Origin of the sequence: Thauera sp. SWB20 (assembly GCF_000831325.1) — a bacterium.
GTDB classification, from domain to species: Bacteria; Pseudomonadota; Gammaproteobacteria; order Burkholderiales; family Rhodocyclaceae; genus Thauera; species Thauera aminoaromatica.
The window spans coordinates 85,741-101,066 of the sequence record NZ_JTDM01000014.1 but is presented as its reverse complement, the minus strand read 5'-3'; the positions used below and the strand labels follow the sequence as shown (position 1 = coordinate 101,066).

Here is a 15,326-nt window from a genome sequence, read left to right as displayed (position 1 = left end):
ATCGCCACCGGTCGAAGCCCCTCAGGGTGCTCTCGACCCACCTCACCCACCAATCGCCCCTCTCCAGATGTCCCACACCCCCCAACCCGCCCGCTGGCTCCCCTTCGTCGTCCTCGGCATCGGCCTCGCCGCGATCTCCTTCGGCGCCATCTTCGCCCGCCTCGCCCAGGCCGAGGGGGTGAGCTCGCTCGCGGTCGCGACCTGGCGGCTGGGCTTCGCCGCGCTCATCATCACGCCGGTCGCCTTCCTGCAATCGCGCCATGAGCTCGCCCGCCTCACCCGCAGGCAGATCGGCATGGCGCTGGCCGCGGGCTTCTTCCTCGCGCTCCACTTCGCCACCTGGATCAGCTCGCTCGAATACACCTCGGTCGCCTCGAGCACCGCGCTCGTCACCACCAACCCGCTGTGGATCGGCCTGGCCTCCTTTCTCATCTTCCGCGAGACGCCGACGAAGATGATGATCGGCGGCATCGCGCTGTCCTTCGCCGGCAGCCTGTTCATCTTCTGGAGCGACAGCCAGACCGCCGGCGCCGGCAGCAACCCCATGTTCGGCAACCTCCTCGCGCTCGTCGGCAGCTGGTGCTTCTCCGCCTACCTGCTGATCGGCCGCCGCCTGCGCGCCGGCCTCGGGCTGCCGGCCTACATCTGGCTCGCCTACGGCGCCGCGGCGCTGTTCCTGTTCGCCGCCAGCGGCGCGGGCGGCGTGGAACTGTTCAGCCTGTCGAACACCGCCTGGCTGGTGCTGCTGGCGATGGCGCTCGGACCACAACTGCTCGGCCACACCGCCTACAACTGGTCGCTGCGCTACGTGTCTGCCACCTTCGTCGCGGTGGTCACGCTGGGCGAGCCGGTGGGCAGCGCGCTGATGGCCTTCCTCGTCTTCGGAGAAGGCTTCGCGCCGCTGCAGTTCGTGGGCTTCAGCCTGCTGCTGGTGGGCATCTACCTGGCGGCGAAGGGCGAGAGGGCCGAGAAGGGCGCGGGAAGCGATTGACGAGGCGACCGCAACGCATCGATCCCGAAGCGGCGGCGAGGAGCGCGGCGCTGCCGAAGCCCGCGCGCCGGCCTCTCGGCGTCACTGCAGCCCGGCGGCGCCGCGCTCGGACACCGACGTGTCGTCGAGGCCGAGGCGGCCGATCGCGGGCAGACGCAGGCCGGGACGGTTGAGATCGAGGCCGAAACTGAGCCCGAGGACGTTCAGCTCGATGCCTTCCTGCACGCCCACGCTCAAGCCCAGCAAGCCGAGCAGCGAGAACTGCACGCCCGACCCCGAGGGCGACACGCCCAGCGGACGCGTGACGGGGCGATAGTCCTTGCCGATCGCGTTCGCCGGCAGGTCGAGGCGCAGCGCCGGCACCTCGCGGCCGATGTGGGCGAGGAAGGTGTTGCTGTTCGGGCCCGGATAGCTGCGGTACTCGTCCGCGTGCGGGTAGCTCGCCACCGCGGCCTCGATCTGCCCGATCATCGCCTCCACGCCTTCGCCGCGGTGCTCGACCAGCACCCTCGGCACGGCCCCGAACCAGAGCCCGTCGGGCAAGGCGTAGTTGCGCCGCACCACGTTTCCACGTCCCCAGCCGATGACGTCGTAGCGGGTGTAGACGGTGTCGCCGGCACGCTTGTAGATGATCCACGGATGCACCGCGAAGTAGCCGCGCCACCCGTAGGTGGCCGCGGCATACACCTGCACGATCGCGGTATCCGCGAAGCGCTCGGGGTCGGGTGCGATGCCGGCGGAGTGGCGCGCCGCGCCGCGCCAGCCACCCTCCGCGCCAGACGCCGCGGGACGCGGATCATTGGCGAAGCTGAGCCCCACCGCAAGCAGCAGCAGGACGGCAAGGATGCGCAAGCCGATCGAGAGGGTGTTCAAGCGGTTTTTCCTGTTGCGGGGCCGCAAGGCCAATTGTGTTTCGATCGCCGCTCGCGCATCGAGTTCTACGCCGGCGCAGCCGTCGCTTTCATTCTGAAAAGTTATAAACTTTTTCTTTGAAAGACGTTTCGAGTATTTCAGCTTTCCCGTATTCTGCGGCGCATCATGGCAGCGCCGCCCAGTCCGGCGCGCCGGCCCCCAGCAAACGGAACCGACGGACGACACGACCATGCTGAAGAAACTCGCCCCCCTGCCCCTGACCATCGCGCTCGCCGCCAGCCTCGGCTTCGCCACGCCCGCCTTCGCCAGCACCACTGGACAAAGCCCCGCCGCCGCGGTGGCGACGACCGCCGCCCCCGCCCCGCTGCTCCAGCCGGCCGAACTGAAGACCCTCCTCGGCCAGCCCGGTGTGCGCGTGCTCGACATCCGCGCCGAAAAGGACTATGCCGCTGGCCACGTGCCCGGCGCGGTGAACACCCCCTATGGCAAGTATCGCGGCCCGAAGGAAAATCCCGGCCAGCTGCCCGCCGAGGCCGCACTGACCCAGCTCCTGCAGGCCGCCGGAGTCGATCGCGACACCCATGTGGTCGTCGTGCATGCCGGCAGCGACCACACCGACTTTGGCGCCGCGGCGCGCGTGTACTGGACGCTCAAGGTCGGCGGCCTCACCCGCCTGTCCATCCTCGACGGCGGCAGCAAGGCCTGGCAGGCCGCCGGCGGCGCGCTCGAGACCGCCGCGCCGCAGGTCGCGCCCAGCCAGTTCAGCTACCGCTACGACCAGGAGCAGGTCGTCACCAGCGAGGAGCTCGCCGCCGCGGTCAAGGCCGGCAACGCACCGCTGCTGGTCGACGCTCGCCCGCCCAAGTTCTTCGCCGGCGAGACGCGCACCGACGCCGCCGCGCGCTACGGTACGCTGCCGGGCGCGAAGTCGTTCGACAACGCGCAGTTCTTCCCCCAGGGCGGCACCACGCTCAAGCCGGCGAGCGAGCTCAAGGCCCTGGTCGCGCAGTCCGGCGCCGCCGCCGCACCCGCGGTGTCCTTCTGCAACACCGGCCACTGGGCCGCCACCATCTGGTTCGTGATGTCGGAGATCGCCGGCAACAAGGCGGTCAAGCTCTACCCCTCCTCGGTGGTGGAATGGAGCCAGTCCGAGCTCCCGATGGACAACCAGCCCTCGCGCCTGAGCGCGCTGGTGCAGGACGCCAAGCGCGCGCTCGACAAGTAAGGCGGACGCGACGATGCGCTGGTTCTTCCGATTCCTGCTGGTCTTCGGCGCACTCGCGGGCGTGCTCGCGGTGACGCTGGCGGCTGGCCTGCGCCAGGGCCTGCTCGCGCTGCTGGGCGTTGGCTTCGGCGCGGTACTGCAGGGCGCACGTTTCGGCTTCACCACCGGCTGGCGCGACATGATCGAGCGCCGCGACCCGCAGGGCCTGTGGGCGCAGATGCTGCTGATGGTGCTGGCAGCGGCGCTCACCCTGCCGCTGCTCGCCGGCAGCGGCGGCGAGCTGGTCGGCGCAGTGGCGCCGCTGACGATCAGCCTGGTGCTCGGCGCCTTCCTGTTCGGTGCGGCGATGCAGCTCGCCGACGGCTGCGGCTCGGGCACGCTCTACAAGGCCGGCGGCGGCTCGCCGCTGTCCCTCGTGGTGCTGCCCACCTTCACCTTCGGCAGCTTCCTCGGCGCCTCGCACCAGCCCGCCTGGATCGGGCTCGGCGGCCTGCCGGCGGTGAACCTGCTCGCCTTCGGCTGGCCGACCGCACTCGCGCTCACCGTGGCCGGCTGCGGCCTGGTGGCCTGGCTGGCCGGGCGCGCCGCACGCAGGGCGGGTGGCGACGCACCGCCCTCGCCGCAGGCCATCGCCGAGCGGCTCGTACGCACCGGCACGGCGAGCTTCGTCGCCGCGGCCGGGCCCGCGCAGTCGCGCTGGGCGACGCGCTGGTGGCTGGGGGCGCTGCTGCTGGCGGTGCTCTACCTGGCCCACCTGGTCGTCGCAGGCCAGCCCTGGGGCATCGTGTATGGCATGGGCGTGTGGGGCGCGAAGGCGGTCTCCACGCTCGGCTGGGACCTCTCGGGCGACGCCTTCTGGGGCGTGGCGCCGCATGCGCAGCGCCTGGTCGAGCCCATCCTCGCCGACGTCACCTCGGTGACCAACATCGGCCTGATCTACGGCGCGATCGCCGCCTCGCGCTGGAACGGCGCGCCGAAGTTCTCCGCGCCCTCCGGGCGCCGCCTCGCCGCCGCCGCGGTGGCCGGGCTGGTGATGGGCTACAGCGCACGCATGGCCTTCGGATGCAATGTCGGCGCCTACCTGGGCGGCATCGCCTCGGCCAGCCTGCACGGCTGGGTGTGGTTCGCGCTCGCCTTTGCCGGCTCCATCCTCGGTGTGCGCATCCGCCGCCGCGTCGGTGCGTGAGGAGGAAGACATGGATAAGGAAAGACTCTTCCGCACCGGCTTCGCGGCCTTCTGGCTGATCGCCCTCGGCTTGCTGGTGCTCGACACCATGAGCAGCAGCAGGATCCGCGTGGAACCGCCGCCGATCGCGCTCGGCAGCGGCCAGGCCGCCTCGGGGGGGCATTGCTCGGGACGTTAGGCGTAAGGCCTAAGGCGCGAAAGCCGGACGCGCCTTACCCGAGTCCCACCCAGGCCAGGCCGGCGAGCAGGCCGAGCGCGACGCTGGCCATGCCGGCGGCGGCACGTAGCGCGAGGGCGCGGCCCCCGATCACGCTGGCGAGGCCGAGCTTGAAGCAGAGGTTGGCGAGCATGGCGATGCCGAGCGCGGTGACCGTGGCGACCAGTTCGAGGCGCTCGAGCGCGTACAGGCGCAGGCTGGACAGGGTGATCGCATCGACGTCGGTGAGGCCGGAGACGAAGGCCAGCACGTACAAGCCGCGATTGCCCGCATAGTCCGACAGCCAGGCCGCGGCCAGCAGCACCAGCGCATAGGCCGCACCGAAACCGAGCGCGGTCTTCAGTTCGGTCGGGTTGCCGGTGGCGGGCAGCACGGTCTCGTGACGTTCGGCGAGCCGGCGCCACAGCCACAGCGCACCAAGGGTGCCGAGCACGAGCGCCGGCACGATCAGCTTCAGCAGCGGCGCGGCGACGCCGGGTGCGACCACGGCGGCGATCCCCCATACCCGCAACACCATCACCAGGTTGGCGATCACGATCACGAGCGCGGCCATCGCACCCGCCGCGGGCAGCTCGCGCGCCTGACGCGCGTACAGCAGCGTGGTCGCCGTGCTCGATGCCAGGCCGCCGAAGACACCGACGAAGGCGGCACCGTAGCGCACGCCGGCGATTTTCAGCGCCGCATAGCCGGCCAGGCCGACACCGGCGATCAGCACCACCATCCACCAGATCTGGCGCGGATTGAGCGCGCCGTGGGGGCCCATCTCCTCGTCCGGCAGCATCGGCAGGATGACCAGCGAGAGCACGCCGAACTGCAGGATCGAGATCCAGTCGCGTTGTTCCAGCCGCGTCGCCACGCCGCGGAGTTGTGCCTTGAAATAGAGCAGCACGGTGGCCCCCACCGCAAGCATCACCGCGAGCTGCGCGTGGCCGAGCCAACTCGCGGCGCCCAGGCAGTAGCACAGCACCAGCGCCGCCACCGAGGTGGTGCCGGGATCGGAAGAATCGGGGTGGCGCAGGTAGGCGGCGATGATGGTGAGGCCCACCAGCACCAAGCCGGCGACGAAGGGCGCGGGGCTGCCGAGCTGTTCGCCGAGCATGGACACCAGCGCGCCGAGCATGCCGACCAGGCCGAAGGTGCGCAGCCCGGCACGCGCCGAGGGCACACGCTCGCGCTCCAAGCCGATCAGCAGGCCGATTCCGGTCGCGATCAGGAAGGCTTCGATCTGTTCGGCATCGAGCGGCAGCATGTCCGACATGGCGGCGGGCCGGGTGCGGCCCCGGCAGAGGGCGATCGACAGCCCGATCATACGCCGGGGCGTGCGCGGCGATGCAAGCACGCCCGTGCCGGGATACGATTCGCTCCACACGACGCTCGCGGCTGCGCGATGGACGCGGGGTCCGCCCGCGCGGCGCGGCATGGAGAAGCACAGATGAGACTTTTGCTGGTCGAGGACGACCCCGCGCTCGCGGAGGGCATCGCGGAATTCCTGCGCGGCCAGGGCGACGAGGTCGAGGTGGAAGGCGACGGCATGCGTGCAGACCGCCTGCTGCAGAACAACGGCTACGACTTCGTCCTGCTCGACGTCGGCCTGCCCGGGCTCGGCGGCTACGAGCTGGTGCGTCGCATCCGCAAGCGCGGCCAGCGCATGCCGGTGATCGTGATCACCGCGCGCGACGCGCTCGACGACCGCATCTACGGGCTCGACCTCGGCGCCGACGACTACCTGGTGAAGCCCTTCGAGCTCGCCGAGCTCAGTGCGCGCATGCGCGCGGTGCAGCGGCGCGGGGGTGGCGCCGGGGCGAGGCTGGCCTTCGGGGCGCTGGCCCTCGACCTCGACGGCCGCCTCGCCGAGCTCGACGGCGCGCCGATGACGCTCAGCGGGCGCGAGTGGGAGGTGCTGGAGGCGCTGGTGCGCGCCGACGGGCGCACGGTGACGCGCGAGAACCTGCAAGGCGACGGCAGCGGCAACGCGCTCGAGGTGTGCATCTCGCGCCTGCGCCCGCGCGTGGAGGCGGCAGGGTTGCTGATCCGCACCGTACGCGGCTTCGGCTACCGCCTCGAACGCAGCAAGGAGCAGCGCGACGGTGCAGACCAGCCTCCGGCGTAAGCTCCTCAGCAGCCTCGCCGCACCCACCGGCCTGCTGCTGGCGATCGCCGGCGCGGTGGCCTACGGCACGGCCAAGGGCATGGTCGGCGATGCCTACGACCACAACCTGCTCAACCTCGCCCACGCGATCGCCACCCATGTGCACCCCGAAGCGGACGGGCTCAACCTGAGGCTGTCGTCCGAAGTCGAGGCGGTGCTGCGCAGCGACACCCAGGACCGCATCTACTTCCGCGTACGCGACCTGGGCGGGCGCCTGCTCGGCGGCGACGCGGCCCTGCCGCTGCTCGACGACAGCGATGCGGCATCCGCTTTGCCGGTGCCCTACTCCCCGGTCGGCCGCGAGACACCGCAACCGCCGCGCGCGCCCTCCACGCGACCGCTGTTCCGCGATCTCGTCCATGCGGGCGAGCCGATCCGCGCCTTGCGCCTGTATCGCGAAACACCCGCGGGCGGCTACTACGTCACCGTCGCCGAGACCCTGGTCAAGCGCGAGGCGGCGATGGACCGACTGCTCCTCGGCTTCGTCTCCGCCGGCGCCCTGCTCCTGCTCGCCGCCGGCATCGCCGCCGGACTGGGCATTCCGAGCGGTCTCGCCCCGCTCGAGCGCCTGGAGGAGTCGCTGCGCCGGCGCGCGGGCGCCGACCTGTCGCCGATCGACCCCAAGGCCGTTCCCGACGAGGTGCGCGAGGTGGTGCGCGCACTCAACGGCCTGCTCGAGCGCCAGCGCAATGCCAGCGCCCGCCAGCGCGAGTTCCTGCAGGATGCCGCACACCAGCTGCGCACCCCGCTCGCCGGCCTGCAGATGCAGCTCGAGCTGCTCGAGTCGCGCCCGCTCGACGAGGCCGCGCGGCACCGCCTGCGCGTCTCGGTGGCGCGGGTGATCCGGCTCGCCAACCAGTTGCTCGCGCTCGCCCGCGCAGAAGCAGGCGGCCGCCTGGTCGCGGATGCGTCGGAAGTGGAGCTGACCGCGCTGATCGACCCCCTGGTCGAGGACTGGATCGAGCGTGCCGACGCCCGCGCGATCGATCTCGGCGTCGAGCGCGAGGCGGTGCGCATGGTCGGCGACCCCACCCTTCTGCAGGAGCTGATCGCCAACCTGATGGACAACGCCCTCAAGTACTGCGACGAAGGCGGCAAGGTCTCGCTGCGCTGCGCGCGCGAAGAGGGCCAGGTGTGCATCGAGGTCGACGACGACGGTCCGGGCATCCCCCGCGAAGTGCGCGAACAGGTCTTCGAGCGCTTCTACCGCCACGCCGGCACCCGCGCCAGCGGCAGCGGCCTGGGTCTGTCGATCGCGCGCGAGATCGTGCGTGGCCACGGCGGCAGCATCGCGATCGACGACGGCCCGGACGGGCGCGGGACCCGCGTGCGCGTAACGCTGCCGATCGACGGCCATCACGGAAAAACCGCGGGGCGGTGAGCCTTCGCCCACCGCCCCGCGGTCTTGCGTGCTGCCCGCCGGCACCCTCGCGGATGCCGGCGGAGCGCTTGCTGCTTAGTGCGCCGAGGCCGACGCCGCGCCGATACCGGTCTCCGAGCGCACCTTCTGCGCCATGTAGCCGGCACGGTCTTCCTTGGCACGCGCGCTGTTGTCGAGGATCGAGAACAGCCAGATGCCGATGAAGCCCGCGGCCATCGAGAACAGCGCCGGCGAAGCGTAGGGGAACAGCGCCGAACCCTTCGGGTTGCCGAGCGTGACTTCCCACACCGACGGCGACACGACGGTCAGCACCACCGCGGTGATCAGGCCGAGGAAGCCGCCGATCGTCGCGCCGCGGGTCGTGCAATCCTTCCACAGCACCGACATGAACAGCACCGGGAAGTTGGCCGAGGCTGCGATCGCGAAGGCCAGCGACACCATGAAGGCGATGTTCTGCTTCTCGAACGCGATCCCCAGCACGACAGCGATCGCACCCAGCACCAGGGTGGTGATGCGCGAGACCTTGAGCTCGGAAGCCGAGTCGGCCTTGCCCTTCTTGAACACCGTGGCGTACAAGTCGTGCGACACCGCCGAGGCACCCGACAGGGTCAGGCCGGCCACCACCGCGAGGATGGTCGCGAACGCCACCGCGGAGATGAAGCCGAGGAAGACGTTGCCGCCGACCGCGTTGGCGAGGTGGATCGCCGCCATGTTGCTGCCGCCGATCAGGCCGCCCTTGGCATCGAGGAAGGTCGGATTGGTGGACACCAGCACGATCGCGCCGAAGCCGATGATGAAGGTGAGGACGTAGAAGTAACCGATCCAGGTGGTCGCCCAGAACACCGACTTGCGGGCTTCCTTGGCATCCGGCACGGTGAAGAAGCGCATCAGGATGTGCGGCAGGCCGGCGGTGCCGAACATCAGCGCCATGCCGAAGGAGATCGCGGAGATCGGATCCTTGATGAAGGAGCCCGGTCCCATGATCGCCTGGCCGACGGTGGAAGCTTCCAGAGCGGTCTTCCCGGTGGCAGCCGACACTTCGGTCTTGACGCGGACCGCATCGGCGAACAGCGCCTCGGGCGAGAAGCCGTAGTTCAGCAGCACCATGAAGGCCATGAAGCTTGCGCCGGCAAGCAGCAGGCAGGCCTTGATGATCTGCACCCAGGTGGTCGCCGTCATGCCGCCGAACAGCACGTAGATCATCATCAGCGCGCCGACGATGACCACCGCCATCCAGTACTCGAGGCCGAACAGCAGCTTGATGAGCTGGCCGGCGCCGACCATCTGCGCGATCAGGTAGAAGGCCACCACGACCAGGGTGCCCGAGGCCGCGAAGGCGCGGATCGGGGTCTGCTGGAAGCGGTAGGCCGCCACGTCGGCGAAGGTGAACTTGCCCAGGTTGCGCAGGCGCTCCGCCATCAGGAAGGTGATCACCGGCCAGCCGACCAGGAAGCCGATCGAGTAGATCAGGCCGTCATAGCCGCTCGCCATCACCGCCGCGGAGATCCCGAGGAAGGACGCCGCCGACATGTAGTCGCCGGCGATCGCGAGGCCGTTCTGGAAGCCGGTGATGCCGCCACCGCCGGTGTAGAAGTCGGCCGCCGACTTGGTCTTGGCCGCCGCCCACTTGGTGATGTACAGGGTACCCGCCACGAAGGCGGCGAACATCAGGATCGCCGTCCAGTTGGTGGCCTGCTTCTCGGCCTGGCCGAGATCGCCGCCCGCGGCAAGCGCCACCGAGGACAGCAGGGCGAGCACGAGGCCGCCCGCGAGTTTCGCGTTGGTACCGATCATTTGCCCGCCTCCTCGACGATTTCACGGGTGAGCTGATCGAACTCGGAGTTCGCGCGGCGCACGTAGAAGCCGGTGATCAGGATGGTGAACACGATGACGCCGAAGCCGACGGGAATGCCGACCGTCATCACGCCCTCGCCCAGGCGGGCGGCGAGCGATTCCTTGTTGAAGGCGATGAGCGCGATGTAGCCGTAGTACACGAACATCATGATCGCGGTGAGGATCCAGCCGAAGCTGGAGCGCGTGCGTACCAGTTTCTGGTACTTGGGGTTTGCGGCGATTTTGGTCGCCATATCGTTTTCCATATCTCCCTCCTTCTGCGGTGAAAGGACCGGACGCCTGCCCGGTTGTGCGCACCTTAGGGGCGGAGACTTACACTCCGCTTACGAGCGCATAAAAATTTCTTTTCCAACAGATACTTAACAGATCCTTGCGTGAAGCTTGCACATTCTCCTCCAATTCCATCCGGATGGACAGGACCACGGCGGCCACCGGGGCCGCGGGGATGAGCAAGCTCGGGGCGCACCCGACTCAGGCGGGCAGGAAGGCCTCGAAGTCCGCTGGGAGCGGCGCGTGCTCCAGGCTGCGCTGGGTGAACAGGAAGCGGCCGTCGCAGACGAAGCCGAGGTCCTCCCAGTCCACCGCGTTGAGGGCGTCGCGGAAGGCCTCGATGTCCACGTCGGCGCGGCGCGGGAAGATTGCCAGCACGGCGCCGTCGTAGTCGGTGCAGGGATGGACGAAGAAGGGCTTCGGCACCCGCGTCTTGCCGTTCACATACACCCGCGGCTGCGCGCTGCGGTGGTGCAGGCGGCCCCACATCCACCAGTTCGACTCGTCGAAGCGGGTGACCTTGCGCTGCAGCAGGCGCGCCTTGTGCGGCGCCAGCAGCGCCGGCGGCGGATCGCCCGGCTCGCTCCAGATCATGCGCCGGGTCTGCCCGGTGCTGACCGTCGACGAGCACACGAAGTCGCGGTTGCCATTTACCGCGTCGGTGAACAGCTCGTCCGCGCCCGACACCGCGCCGACCTTGACGAAGGCCACGTCGGCCAGGCGCAGCGGGTAGTCGCCGCGCGCGAACATCAGGTGGCCGCCGGCCTCGACCAAGTGGCGCTCCTCCCAGGCCGGCGCCGCCAGCCCGGCGGCGAGGTCGTCACCGACGCCGAGCGCGCAGTAGCGCATCGCGCGCGCGCTGCGCCCCTTCTCGAAGCGCCAGATCAGGCAGTTCGGCACCGCGTCGTCGAACACGCGCGCGTCGCCGAGCTCGATCGCGTCGGTGATCGAGCCGGACTCGACCAGCAGGCGGTTGAGCTTCACCGCCGAGGTGGCCTTGAGGAAGTCGCGCGGGGTGATGAAGATCAGCTCGCCGCCCGGGCGCAGGTGGCGCAGGCACTTGGCGATGAAGAAGAGGTAGAGGTTGGCGCGGCCATCGAGGAGGTCCCCGTAGGCGCCGCGCTCGATCAGCGCCCGCGTGCTCTCGGCGATGTCCTGGATGCGCACGTAGGGCGGGTTGCCGATGATGGTGTCGAAGCGCTCGCGCTCGGGGTAGGCGAAGAAGTCGATCGCCTGCGCGCCGGGCGGACAATGGTCGGGATCGAGCTCGAGACCGACCGCGCCGGGCAGATGGCGCAGGAAGGCGCCGTCGCCGCACGAGGGCTCGAGCACGCGGCCCGCGTTGCGACGCAGGGCGACCATGGCGCGCACCACCGGCTCGGGGGTGAACACCTGGCCGAGCGCGGCGACGTCGCGCAGGCCCAGGGGAAGCTGGGCGGGCAGGGAGGAAGAGGCGGCGATCGGAGAGGACATGGGGCGCGATCTTACCAAGCGCGCGCGCGGCGAGGGCCCGGATTCACGGCGCTGCGCGGAGCGCTGCCCTCAGAGCGCGGCGATCGCGACGCGCAGGCGGGCGATCAGCCCGGGCACGGCGCGCAGCCGGCTCGCCTCCTCGTCGAGAATGGCCTCGAAGGCACGCTTGCGAAACACGCGCAGCTCCGACGCGTCGGGTGCACCGGGTCCGCCGACGGCGCTGGCGACGATGCCGACCAACCGCTCGGCCGCATGCAGGCGCCCCCACAGGTAATCGTTCTCGCGCGCGGCCGCGCTGAGGAAGCCGCCGAAGCCCGCGAACGCGGTGCCCGCGAGCGCCGGGCGCCCCTCCGTCACGGAGGCGAGCGCGGTCGCATCCTGTGGGCTGATGCGATCGATCAGCACCTCCTCCAGCGGCCCGCTGCCGAGCGCGAGTGCCCCCAGCGCGGGGCGCAGGATCACGTCCCAGTAGAAGTAGCCGAGATAGGCGGTCAACAACTGGCGGCGGCAGTGCGGCTCGATCGCCCGCACCGCGTCGGAGACCAGCACCGCGTCCATGTTCGCGTTGGCCTCGCCGATCCGGCAGGCGTCGCCGATGCGCTCGATCAAGGCGTCGAGCGCGACCGCGTTGCGCATCGCGAACGCCACCGCCTCCGCCTCGGGCTGCGCAGCGGCGGCGACGGTCGCCGGCTGCAGCAGGGCACGCACCGCAGCGGCGGCGGGTGCATCGACGAAGGCGCAGTCGTCGTAGATCGCCAATGCGTCGAGGCACTCGTGGATGCGCGTCTTCACCACGTCGAGCACGCCCGGGGCGGTGGTGCAGCGGCCCTCGCCCGGCAGGGCGTGGTAGAGGGTGTTGAGCTCGTGCAGCACGAAGTTGATGCGGCGGCGCTTGTACTCGATGCCGAAACGGATCACGACGCGCGCGAACGCGGGCATGTCGGCATCCTCGCCCACATCGTCCGCGATGCGGTAGTGCTCGCGCAGGATCCCGGCGTGCGCCGCCCACGCCTCCACCACCTGCTGCAGCCAGCGCGCGCCCGGCGATTCGCGTGCGCAGCCGCACAGGCTGCCGAGCAGGCCGGCGAGGAAATCGAGCGCTTCCAGCACCAGCGCACGCCACCACGGGTCGTACACCAGCGGCATCGCCCCCAGCATGTTGGTCGAGGTCAACCGCCAGTGGCGCAACTCGACGGCCGTGAAGGGCCCCGACAGGGCACCACCGGTGGCGCGCTCGACGAGCGCCTCGACCTCGGGCCGGCTCTGCACGATGGTCGCCTTGAGGCGGCGGATCTGGCGGTTGTAGCGGCTGATCTCGGCAAGCTCCTGGTGGATCGGCTGGTGGCGCGGCAGGTCGGACAGGGCACTGCGCAGGACCTCGAACCAGCCCGGCTCGCCCTCCCCGCCATCGCTGCCGGCGCCCTGGCCGACGCGCGCCTCGGCATGCGGATCGATGAAGATCAGCCGCCGGTCCACCTCGCGGAAGGCGCGATGGACCCGGATGTAGCCGACCGCGGCGAGGATGGGCTTGTTGTCGAGCACGCTGCCGTCGAGCAACACCACTTCGGCGGGGTTCATGCCGCTCGCGCGGTAGTGCGCGAAGTTGCGCGCCAGGAAGCGCTCGCGCGTACTCCACGTCAGCCCGCGCGCGGCCAGCAGGGCGTCCATCTCGGCCAGCCGGGCGGGCGGGAAGGCGCCCGGATAGGACGCCGAGGCGCGCGCCGCGAAGGCGAGCGAGGGCGCGTTGTCGAGACCGAAGTCGCTGTCGAGCTCGCCGGTCCTGCGATGCTCGCAGGCGAAGCGCAGCAGGTGGCGATGCTCGCGCTCGCGCAGCAGCGGCGGGTCGTGGGTGAACAGCGCGCGCTCGATGCCGCGGAAGTCGGTCACCGTGACCGCCAGCGACAGGCAGGTACCCGAGGGCAGCAGCGAGCCGGCGGCCACCGAACCCGTCTCCATCGCGAGCAGGCCGTCGAGCAGCTCCGCGCTCAGCAAGGCCCCGTCGAGCGGCGCGCTGAACCAGCGCGAACGCACGAAGGCGAGCGCGCGCTCGAGCGTCTCGGGGTCGGGCTGGGTCTCGAGCATTCCCTCGCGCCGGGCCCACGCCAGCAGCGGCCGCAGCAGCGGGCGGAAGTACCACTTGTCCCACTTCCCGGCGCGCGCCTCCGGTGCGATCAGGCGCTGCATGTCAGCGCGCTCCAGCCACAGCCGCGTCACCGGCGCCAGGCTGAGATCGTGCGCGAGCGCGCGCGCGAGCGCGATGCCGTTGATGGCCCCCGCCGACGCGCCCGAGATCACGTCGACCAGCACGCGCAGGTCCACCACGCGCCCGAGGCGCTTGAGCAGGTCGAAATACACCTCGGCGGTCCACGCGTCGGCGCCCGCGCCCGCCGGATACACATGGCCGGGCGCCTGCTTGGCGGCGGGCCCTTCGACGCGATGGTAGGCGCGCGAGGCGCGCGCGAGGTTGAGCAGTTCGCGGTTGATGCCGTGCTGGTACACCGCGAGCGAAACGCCGCCGAACAGCACCAGTGCGAGCCGCAGTTCCTTTTCCTTCATCGCCCCCTCCCACGTGCCAGACCGCGTGCCGGACCTCGCGCAAGGGATTGAAGCTTGCACCTGCGTGCGCCGCCGTCAAGCGCCGTCCGCCACCACGCGCGACGATCCGGCGCGACCGTGCGGCGCGCTTTGCCTATACTTCCGGAGCACCCCCAACGAGGAGAAGAGAACCGATGTCCACCTGGTACCCCGACAATGCAGAATCCATCGGCCGCACCCCGCTCGTGCGCCTGAACCGCGTGCTCGACGGCGCGCAGGCCACCGTGCTGGCGAAGATCGAGGGCCGCAACCCGGCCTACTCGGTCAAGTGCCGCATCGGCGCGGCGATGGTCAAGGACGCGATCGCCCACGGCCGCCTCGGCCCCGGCCAGGAGATCGTCGAGCCCACCAGCGGCAACACCGGCATCGCGCTCGCCTTCGTGTGCGCCGCGCGCGGCATCCCGCTGACCCTGACCATGCCCGAGACCATGAGCGTGGAGCGCCGCAAGCTGCTCGTCGCCTATGGCGCCAGACTGGTGCTGACCGAAGGCCCCAAGGGCATGAACGGCGCCATCGCCAAGGCCAAGGAGATCGTCGACAGCGACCCCGGCCGCTACGTGCTGCTGCAGCAGTTCGAGAACCCCGCCAACCCGGCGATCCACGAGACCACCACCGGCCCGGAGATCTGGAACGACACCGACGGCGGCATCGACATCCTGGTGTCGGGCGTGGGCACCGGCGGCACCATCACCGGCATCTCGCGCTACATCAAGCGCGTGCGCGGCAAGGACATCCGCTCGATCGCGGTCGAGCCCGCCGCCAGCCCGGTGATCAGCCAGACCCTCGCCGGCCAGCCGCTGACCCCTGCGCCGCACAAGATCCAGGGCCTGGGCGCGGGCTTCGTGCCGAAAGTGCTCGACCTCTCGCTGATCGACGCGGTCGAGCAGGTGAGCAACGAAGACGCGGTGCTCTACGCCCGCCGCCTGGCGCGCGAGGAGGGCATCCTCGCCGGCATCTCCTGCGGCGCGGCGGTGGCCGCCGCGGCGCGCGTCGCGAAGCAGCCCGAGAACGCCGGCAAGACCATCGTGGTGATCCTGCCCGACTCGGGCGAGCGCTACCTGAGCTCGATCCTATTCGAGGGCCTGTTCGACGAGAAGGGCATGGCGATCTGA

Annotated in this window: 13 protein-coding genes; 7 read left to right on the top strand and 6 right to left on the bottom strand. The window is 70.5% G+C overall.

The window, feature by feature from the left end; all coding sequences use genetic code 11:
- The first annotated feature begins 67 nt into the window (after positions 1-67).
- The gene (locus PO78_RS05440; protein ID WP_004321577.1) at positions 68-991 is read left to right on the top strand and encodes a DMT family transporter; all 924 of its coding nucleotides are present in this window, start codon (positions 68-70) and stop codon (positions 989-991) included.
- Between the two features lie 81 nt (positions 992-1,072).
- Here PO78_RS05440 and PO78_RS05435 read toward each other — a convergent pair whose 3' ends face one another.
- On the bottom strand, positions 1,073-1,864 hold the full coding sequence (locus PO78_RS05435; RefSeq protein WP_043742579.1) for a DUF3750 domain-containing protein: 792 nt from the start codon (positions 1,862-1,864) through the stop codon (positions 1,073-1,075).
- A 229-nt stretch (positions 1,865-2,093) separates the two neighbouring features.
- On the opposite strand from PO78_RS05435, the gene PO78_RS05430 reads away from it, so the two are divergent.
- The 3 genes from PO78_RS05430 to PO78_RS23150 are packed head-to-tail and all read left to right on the top strand — an operon-like array spanning position 2,094 to position 4,453.
- A complete protein-coding gene (locus PO78_RS05430) occupies positions 2,094-3,089 on the top strand; it encodes a sulfurtransferase (RefSeq protein WP_043742576.1) in 996 nt (331 codons plus the stop codon).
- A gap of 13 nt (positions 3,090-3,102) precedes the next feature.
- Complete coding sequence (locus PO78_RS05425) at positions 3,103-4,275, top strand: YeeE/YedE family protein (RefSeq protein ID WP_052484366.1); 1,173 nt, start codon at positions 3,103-3,105, stop codon at positions 4,273-4,275.
- Positions 4,276-4,285: 10 nt separating this feature from the next.
- Entirely contained in the window at positions 4,286-4,453 is a 168-nt protein-coding gene (locus tag PO78_RS23150) for a hypothetical protein (protein WP_004313084.1), read from the top strand.
- A 34-nt stretch (positions 4,454-4,487) separates the two neighbouring features.
- Here PO78_RS23150 and PO78_RS05420 read toward each other — a convergent pair whose 3' ends face one another.
- Positions 4,488-5,750, bottom strand: coding sequence for an MgtC/SapB family protein (locus PO78_RS05420; RefSeq protein WP_012584505.1), 1,263 nt, complete (start codon positions 5,748-5,750; stop codon positions 4,488-4,490).
- A 174-nt stretch (positions 5,751-5,924) separates the two neighbouring features.
- On the opposite strand from PO78_RS05420, the gene PO78_RS05415 reads away from it, so the two are divergent.
- Both PO78_RS05415 and PO78_RS05410 read left to right on the top strand, forming a co-directional pair.
- Positions 5,925-6,602 (top strand): response regulator, encoded by a 678-nt coding sequence (locus PO78_RS05415; RefSeq protein WP_004313080.1) that lies wholly within the window; start codon positions 5,925-5,927, stop codon positions 6,600-6,602.
- On the top strand, positions 6,580-8,022 hold the full coding sequence (locus PO78_RS05410) for a sensor histidine kinase (protein WP_004313078.1): 1,443 nt from the start codon (positions 6,580-6,582) through the stop codon (positions 8,020-8,022). Before PO78_RS05415 ends, PO78_RS05410 begins: the two co-directional genes overlap by 23 nt.
- Before the next feature lie 75 nt (positions 8,023-8,097).
- Here the strand turns inward: PO78_RS05410 and PO78_RS05405 are convergent, their stop codons facing one another.
- From PO78_RS05405 to PO78_RS05390, 4 genes are all read right to left on the bottom strand, one after another.
- On the bottom strand, positions 8,098-9,816 hold the full coding sequence (locus tag PO78_RS05405) for a cation acetate symporter (protein WP_004313077.1): 1,719 nt from the start codon (positions 9,814-9,816) through the stop codon (positions 8,098-8,100).
- Positions 9,813-10,121 carry a DUF485 domain-containing protein gene (locus PO78_RS05400; RefSeq protein ID WP_004313076.1) on the bottom strand — a complete coding sequence of 103 codons (309 nt, stop codon included), beginning with the start codon at positions 10,119-10,121 and terminating at the stop codon, positions 9,813-9,815. The genes PO78_RS05405 and PO78_RS05400 overlap by 4 nt, the downstream gene beginning before the upstream one ends.
- A gap of 226 nt (positions 10,122-10,347) precedes the next feature.
- Complete coding sequence (locus PO78_RS05395) at positions 10,348-11,619, bottom strand: Eco57I restriction-modification methylase domain-containing protein (protein ID WP_004313071.1); 1,272 nt, start codon at positions 11,617-11,619, stop codon at positions 10,348-10,350.
- 69 nt (positions 11,620-11,688) lie between these two features.
- Complete coding sequence (locus PO78_RS05390; RefSeq protein ID WP_043742573.1) at positions 11,689-14,175, bottom strand: patatin-like protein; 2,487 nt, start codon at positions 14,173-14,175, stop codon at positions 11,689-11,691.
- Between the two features lie 173 nt (positions 14,176-14,348).
- Between PO78_RS05390 and cysK the strand changes: the two genes are divergently transcribed.
- On the top strand, positions 14,349-15,326 hold the full coding sequence (gene cysK, locus PO78_RS05385) for a cysteine synthase A (protein ID WP_004313067.1): 978 nt from the start codon (positions 14,349-14,351) through the stop codon (positions 15,324-15,326).

What these genes read in the sequence shown, in the direction of transcription:
- PO78_RS05440 (WP_004321577.1), top strand. Translation starts at nt 68, where the DNA reads ATGTCCCACACCCCCCAACCCGCCCGCTGGCTCCCCTTCGTCGTCCTC.
- PO78_RS05430 (WP_043742576.1), top strand. Translation starts at nt 2,094, where the DNA reads ATGCTGAAGAAACTCGCCCCCCTGCCCCTGACCATCGCGCTCGCCGCC.
- PO78_RS05425 (WP_052484366.1), top strand. Translation starts at nt 3,103, where the DNA reads ATGCGCTGGTTCTTCCGATTCCTGCTGGTCTTCGGCGCACTCGCGGGC.
- PO78_RS23150 (WP_004313084.1), top strand. Translation starts at nt 4,286, where the DNA reads ATGGATAAGGAAAGACTCTTCCGCACCGGCTTCGCGGCCTTCTGGCTG.
- PO78_RS05420 (WP_012584505.1), bottom strand. Translation starts at nt 5,750, where the DNA reads ATGTCGGACATGCTGCCGCTCGATGCCGAACAGATCGAAGCCTTCCTG.
- PO78_RS05415 (WP_004313080.1), top strand. Translation starts at nt 5,925, where the DNA reads ATGAGACTTTTGCTGGTCGAGGACGACCCCGCGCTCGCGGAGGGCATC.
- PO78_RS05405 (WP_004313077.1), bottom strand. Translation starts at nt 9,816, where the DNA reads ATGATCGGTACCAACGCGAAACTCGCGGGCGGCCTCGTGCTCGCCCTG.
- PO78_RS05400 (WP_004313076.1), bottom strand. Translation starts at nt 10,121, where the DNA reads ATGGAAAACGATATGGCGACCAAAATCGCCGCAAACCCCAAGTACCAG.
- PO78_RS05395 (WP_004313071.1), bottom strand. Translation starts at nt 11,619, where the DNA reads ATGTCCTCTCCGATCGCCGCCTCTTCCTCCCTGCCCGCCCAGCTTCCC.
- PO78_RS05390 (WP_043742573.1), bottom strand. Translation starts at nt 14,175, where the DNA reads ATGAAGGAAAAGGAACTGCGGCTCGCACTGGTGCTGTTCGGCGGCGTT.
- cysK (WP_004313067.1), top strand. Translation starts at nt 14,349, where the DNA reads ATGTCCACCTGGTACCCCGACAATGCAGAATCCATCGGCCGCACCCCG.